General features: G+C 75.8%; 4 protein-coding genes. All 4 read left to right on the top strand.

All coding sequences use genetic code 11. The features are described 5' to 3' along the window. Positions 1-20: 20 nt before the first annotated feature. On the top strand, positions 21-2174 hold the full coding sequence (locus CG736_RS13200) for a PQQ-binding-like beta-propeller repeat protein (protein ID WP_100586377.1): 2154 nt from the start codon (positions 21-23) through the stop codon (positions 2172-2174). A 110-nt stretch (positions 2175-2284) separates the two neighbouring features. Then, positions 2285-5080, top strand: a complete 2796-nt coding sequence (locus tag CG736_RS13205; protein ID WP_100586378.1) for a BTAD domain-containing putative transcriptional regulator — start codon at positions 2285-2287, stop codon at positions 5078-5080. Positions 5081-5309: 229 nt separating this feature from the next. Next, complete coding sequence (locus CG736_RS37055) at positions 5310-5873, top strand: hypothetical protein (RefSeq protein ID WP_198520483.1); 564 nt, start codon at positions 5310-5312, stop codon at positions 5871-5873. 78 nt (positions 5874-5951) lie between these two features. After that, on the top strand, positions 5952-6612 hold a 661-nt coding region (locus tag CG736_RS13215), incomplete at its 3' end, for a hypothetical protein (protein WP_198520475.1).

Genomic DNA, 6612 nt, shown 5'->3' on the forward strand with positions numbered 1-6612 from the left:
CCTGAACCAGGAGTGACGACATGTCAGAAAGCAGCCTCCGGCTGGAGGACGGCGCGCTCGGCGAACTGCTGATCACCCCCGAGGGGTTCCGCGCCGTCCGCGACGGGCAGGAGCGCACCGGCCGGGTCGACGCCGCGCTGATCGTCCGCGTCCTGACCGCCCTCGGCGAGGCCCCCGCGCCGGCGCCCGGCGCCCCCGCCCCCGCGGCCGGCCGCCGGTTCACCGTCAGCGGCCTGAACGGCCGGGCGGACCGGCAGTGGACGGACGGCACGGCCGCGCCCGTGCCCGCCGCCGTCGCCCCGTTCGCGACCCTGCTGGCCCAGATGTTCGGCGAGCCCGGCGAGCCCGCCGCGCTGCCCGGCGCGGTCGCCCTCGGCCACCCGGCCGCGCAGACCGCCCGCAGCGCCGCCGCCGTCGGCACCGTCGGCGGCCGCGCCGCGTACGCGCTGGTCGAGGAAGACGGCTCGTTCGGCCTGACCGCGCTCGACGACGCCGCCCCGCTCGGCGGCTCCGACGCCGACGCCGGCCTCGCCCCGTCCGCCGTCGCCCTCGGCGAGGCCGGCGGCCGCTCGCTGTTCGCCGTCGGCGGCACCGACGGCTCGGTGCAGGTCTGGGACGCCACCACCGGCCAGGTGGTGCACGGCTCCACCGGCGGCGAAGGCGCCCAGGCGGTCGCCGCGCTGATTTGCCGGGACATCCCGGTGGCGTTCTCGGCCGGCCAGGGCGGCGACCTGCGGGCCGTCCGCGCCGACGACGGCCGGGTGCTCGGCAACCTGCCCACCGGCGGCCACGGCGCCACCGTGCTGCGCGCCGCGCACTGCGCGGGCATCGACCTGCTGGCCGCGGCCGCCGCCGACGGCACCGTGCGGGTCTGGGACGCCGGCACCGGCGACCAGCTGCACCTGCTGGTCGGCCACCGCGGCGAGGTCCGCTCGATGGCCGTCCTCACCGTCGACGACCAGGCCGTGCTGGCCACCGGCGGCCACGACCGCACCGTACGGGTCTGGGACCTCGCCACCGGCCAGCCGGTCGCCGAACTCGCCGGCCACACCGGCACCGTCACCGGCCTCGCCTTCACCACCCTCGACGAGCGCCCCGTGCTGGCCTCCTGCGCCCTCGACGGCACCGTCCGCACCTGGGACGTCTACGACGCCCGCCCGCTGCACGGCTGGCCCGCCGGCGGCTGGCTCACCGCGCTGGCCGCCGCCGACGGCGTCCTGTACACCGGCGACGAGACCGGCCGGATCACCGCCTGGGACGCCGCCACCGGGCAGGCCCGCACCGACGCCGCCCCGGCCGGCCGGCCGGGCAGCCCGCTCGCCGCCCTCGTCGCCGGCGCCCTGCACGGCCGCCCCGTGGTCGTCGCCGGCTTCGGCGACGGCACGCTCGCTGCCTGGGACGCCCCGACGGGCCGTCAACTGCTCGAAGTGGCGGCCGACGGCGGCCCCGTGCACAGCCTCGACCTGACCGCCGACGGCCCCGACGGCCCGCTGCTGGTCTGCGGCACCACCGCCGGCGCCGTCCGCAGCCACCGCCTCGCCGACGGCGTCGCGCACCCGCTGCCCGTCCCGCACGCCGGCCCCGTCACCGGACTCGCCTTCACCACCGGCGACCAGCCGCTGCTGGCCTCGGCCGGCCGCGACGGCGTGATCGCCGTCCGCGCCGCCGCCACCGGCGACGACAGCCGGCGGTTCGTCACCGGCCACGGCCCGATCACCGCGCTGGCCGCCGTCCTGGCCGGCGGACAGCCGATCCTCGCCACCGCCGGCGAGGACCTCAAGGTCCGGATGTGGCACGCCGGCAGCGGCGCCGCCGGACCGGTCTGCGAAGGCCTCACCCGGCCCGCCGAGGTGCTGTCCTTCACCGAGATCGGCGACCGCCCCACGCTGATCGCCGGCACCTCCGACGGCAACGTGCTGGTCTGGGACGTCCAGAGCGGCCAGCGCACCGCCCTGCTGACCGGCGGCGGCGCGGCCGTCCGCGCCGTGGTCGGCCGCGAGCTCGACGGCGAGGCGCTGCTCGCCGCCGGCGACGCCGCCGGCACCCTGCGGCTGTGGCACCTGACCAGCTCCACCCTGCTCAACGAGGCGGCGCTGGACGGCACTCCGCTGGCCATCGAGCTCGACGAGGCCGGACTGCGGATCGTCACCCCGGGCGGTGCCGTCACCCTCTGACGACCCGTCCGGAGCGCCGTCGGAACGGCCCTGATTTTATGTACCGGATAACGACCCGGTAGCCTCCGTCACCGGACACGACTCTGGGGGGAGTTGAGGGGGTTACTGCGGTGAAGTTCCGGCTGCTCGGGGCCGTTTCGGCGGAGGACGCCGACGGCGGCGAACTGCGACTCGGACCGGAGAAGCGGCGCAGCGTGCTCGCCCTGCTGCTGCTGCGCCGCAACCGGGCGGTCTCGGTCGCCCAGCTCACCGAGGCGCTGTGGGTCGCCGAACCGCCCGCCAACGCCCGCACCGTGGTGCAGAGCCACATATCCCGGCTGCGTGCCCTGCTCACCGAGCAGGGCGCCACCGGGCACGGCGTGCAACTCGCCACCGCCGGTGACGCCTACACCCTGCAACTGCCCCAAGGGCGGCTGGACGTCGAGCAGTTCGACACCCTGGTGGCCGCCGCCCGGGTCGAGCCGCACTCGGTGGACGTCGCCGACGCGCTGGAGCACGCGCTCGCGCTGTGGCGCGGCCCCGCGCTCACCGGAACCGTCGCCAGCCCCCCGCTGGAGGCCTGGCGGCACACCCTGGAGGAGAACCGGCTCGCCGCCGTCGAAGCCCTCGCCGAGCACTACCAGCGGCTCGGCGACCCCGCCCGGGCCGCCGAACTGCTGCGCGCCGAGACGGTCGCCCACCCGCTGCGCGAATCGCTGGTCTCCGCGCTGATGCTCGCGCTGTTCCGGGCCGGACGGCAGTGCGACGCCCTCGACTGGTACCACCGCACCCGCGAATCGCTCGCCGACCGGCTCGGCGTCGACCCCGGCCGGGCGCTGAACGCCGCGTACGAGCGGATCCTGCGCGGCGAACCGGTGCCCGAGACCCCCGCACCGGTGGCCGCACCCGCACCCGCACCCGTTGCCGCACCCGCGGCCGCTCCGCCCGTCGGGTACGTGATCCCGAAGCCCGCCGGCCCGCCCGCGATCGAGAACCTCCCCGCCATCGACCTGCTGCCGCGCGCCCCGCGCGGCTTCCACGGCCGCGACGCCGAACTCGCCACCCTGGCCGACGCGGTGCGCGGCGGCCCCGACGGCGCGATCGCGCTGATCACCGGACCCGCCGGGGTCGGCAAGACCGCCCTCGCCCTGCACTGGGCGCACCGCAACGCCGGACGCTTCCCCGACGGCCTGCTCTTCGCCGATCTCGGCGGCTTCAGCGACCGGCCCGACCGCGACCTCGACGAGGTGGTCGCCGAATTCCTCGCCGCGCTCGGCGTCGCCCGCGAGGACCTGCCGGCCGGCACCACCGCCCGCAGCGCGCTGTACCGGCGGATCACCACCGGCCGCCGCCTGCTGGTGGTGGTCGACAACGCCCGGGACACCGCCCAGGTCCGGCCGCTGCTGCCGGCCGGCGCCGACTCCGTCGCCGTGGTCACCAGCCGCAACCGGATGCTGGGCCTGGTCGCCGCCGAACTCGCCCGCCCGCTGCCGCTCGCCGTGCTCGGCCCCGAGGAGTCCACCGCGCTGCTCGCCCGGGTCCTCGGCCCCGCCCGGATCGCCGCCGAACCCGACGCCGCCCGGGAACTCGCCCGGCTCTGCGACGGTCTGCCGCTGGCCCTGCGGATCGCCGCCGCCAAGGTCGCCGCCGACCCGCGCCGCGGCCTCGGCGCGATCACCGCACAGCTCCGCCACGAACAGCGCCGGCTCGGCCACCTGGCCGCCGAGGAGATCAGCGTGGCCAGCGCGCTGCGCATCTCCTACGAGCAACTCCCGCCCGCCACCGCCCGGTTGTTCCGCGCGCTGGGCTTCCACCCCGGCCCGGTGATCGACGCCTACACCGCCGCCGCGCTCGGCGACCTGGAACCGACGGCCGCCGCCGAGGCACTGGAGCAGCTGGCCGCCACCCACCTGGTCACCGAGACCGACGGCGGCCGCTACACCCTGCACGACCTGGTGTGGCTGTACGCCCGCGACCTGAGCAGCCGCACCCACCCCGCCGAGCAGCGCCTCGCCCGGGAGCGCCTCGCCGACCAGTACCTGTACACCGGCCTGGCCGCCGTGCAGATCGCCGAACCCGGCAGCAAGCCCTGCTGCGCGCCCCCGGCGGGCAGCCACCGGCCGCGCGCCGTCGCCGAGTTCGAGAGCGCCGACGAGGCGATCCACTGGCTCGGCGCGCACCGCGAGACCCTCGCCCACGTGATCGCCGGGGCCTCGCCGGAACGGGTCTGGCGACTCGTCCTCACCCAGTGGCCGCTGATCCTGCGACGGCTGCGCGACGGCTGGGTGTCCCAGCTGGAACACGCCCTGGACGCCACCCTGGAGTGCGGTGACCTGGACGGCGAGAGCCAGGTGCGCGCCATGCTCGGCTGGGTGCTGGTCTCCAACCGCCGCCTGCCCGAGGCCGTCACCTGCCTGGCTCCGGCCGCCGAACTCGCCGCCCGGGCGGGCAACCAGGTCGGCCGGTCCGTCGCCCTGGTCAACCTGGCCGCCGTCCAGGCCGAGCTCGGCGACAACGCCGCGGCCGGCGCCAACCTCACCCAGGCCCTGGAGATCGCCCTCGCCATCGGCCACACCCACACCGTCACCCTCGCCCTCCAGCACCTGTCCCGCCACCTGCTGGTCACCGGCCGCCCCGCGCAGGCCATCGAACGGGCGCTGTACGGGCTGGAGCTGATGAAGGACCAGGTCCCGTCCTCGCGCCGGGTCCTGCTGCACACCAGCTGCGGCGAGGCGCTCTCCGCCCTCGGCCGCCACGCCGAGGCCCACAGCCGCCTCCAGGAGGGGCTCGCCGAGGCCGAGCGGATCGGCCACGACGAGGCCACCGCCGAGGTGCTCAGCGCCCTCGCCGCCGCCGAGGACGCCGCCGGACAGGCCCAGGCGGCCTCCGCCCACCGGCGACGGGCGGCGGAACTCGGCTCGCCCTGAGCCGAGTTCCGCCCCCTCCGGGGCCTCCCGCCGGCGGGCGACACCGGCGCGTTAGTGAGGCGCAAGCGGAAGGCAAACCGCTGCCGTCAGGATGAGCACGTGCGGCAGCCGCAGGTGCGCGGGATTGCCCGTGGCACCGCGTTCGGCCCCTCGCTCACCCGGTCGCCCGGGTCCCCCCTGCAACGGTTCGCACCGTCGGGGAGCAGGAATCGGGAGAGGGCGGGACGGGATGGCCGGCGACGGCGTGAACATCGACCTGGACGAGGTCCAGGCGGCAGCCAAGACGATCGCAGCGCTGCTGGAGGAAATGCAGGGCCCTTATGCCCAGTTGGAAGCCCACATCAACATGGTCGCGGACTCCGTGTACGGGACCGACCTGCTGGGCAAGGCGCTGACCGGCGGCAGTTCCTCGGTCGGCGGGTTCAACAAGCACCAGAAGGACGTGCTGGCGGGCATCAAGCTGCTGCTCTCCAACGCCACCACGATGGGCGCCAACCTGCAGACGATGGCCGCCCGCCACCAGGCCAACGACGAGAACCACGCCAGCGAGCTCAGCCGGATCACCACCGGCGACGGCACCCCGCTGGCTCCGACCACGCCGGCCGTGTCCCCGTCGCCCACGCCCGCGCCGGCCCCCGCGCCCGCCCCTGCTCCCGCCCCGGCGCCGACGCCGCAGCCGGACCCCGCGGGCTACCACACCCAGGACGGGCCGTCCCTGGACTACAACAAGCCCAAGCCCCCGCCGGAGCCGCACGGCCCGGTCGGCGGCGGCCCCGGCCGCAACCTGATCTGACGCACGCCGCCCGACCGCACCACGGCGGCTGATCCGGTGTCAGCCGCCGCTCCCATCATTCGAGAGAGCTTCCCCGCCATGATCGAGCTGCCGGCCGACCTCGCCGATGTACTCAAGACCGTGCGGAAGAACGAGAACGGTTCGGACATCTCGTTCCCCGACGGCAACGAGGACCTGATCGCCGACCTCGCCGTCGCCTGGGACAAGTGGAACCAGATCGCGGACACCCACATCCGCGGCATCGCCCAGGCCGCCCAGCGCGCCATGTCCTGCATGTCCGGTTCGGCCGCCGACAGCTTCCAGCAGTACCTGCAGAAGTTCGCCGGCGGAGACGCCTCGCACGTCGCCACCACCGTCAAGGCCGGCACCGACATCGCGAACGGCCTGCACGGCGCGCACCAGGCGATGATCGACACCAAGAACGAGATCATCCGGGAACTCGACTACGCCAAGACCTACATGGCGCAGAACCCGGCGGGCAAGAAAGACGACATCGCCAACTCCGAGGGCATCAAGCAGGCCGCCAGCCTGTACCACCAGTACGTGGGCGGAGTCAGCTCCCAGGTCGACGGCATCCTGCGCAACAACGCCAACCAGATCGCCGACATGAACGGCATCGGCAAAACCTGCACCCTCAACGGCGGCGGTGGCGGCGGTGGCGGTGCGGGCGCCGGCGGCGGATCGGGCCTCGGAATCGACGGCGCGGGTGGCGGGCCCGGCGGCGCGGACGGGGCCGGCG

Origin of the sequence: Kitasatospora sp. CB02891 (assembly GCF_002803145.1) — a bacterium.
Taxonomy (GTDB): Bacteria; Actinomycetota; Actinomycetes; order Streptomycetales; family Streptomycetaceae; genus Kitasatospora; species Kitasatospora griseola.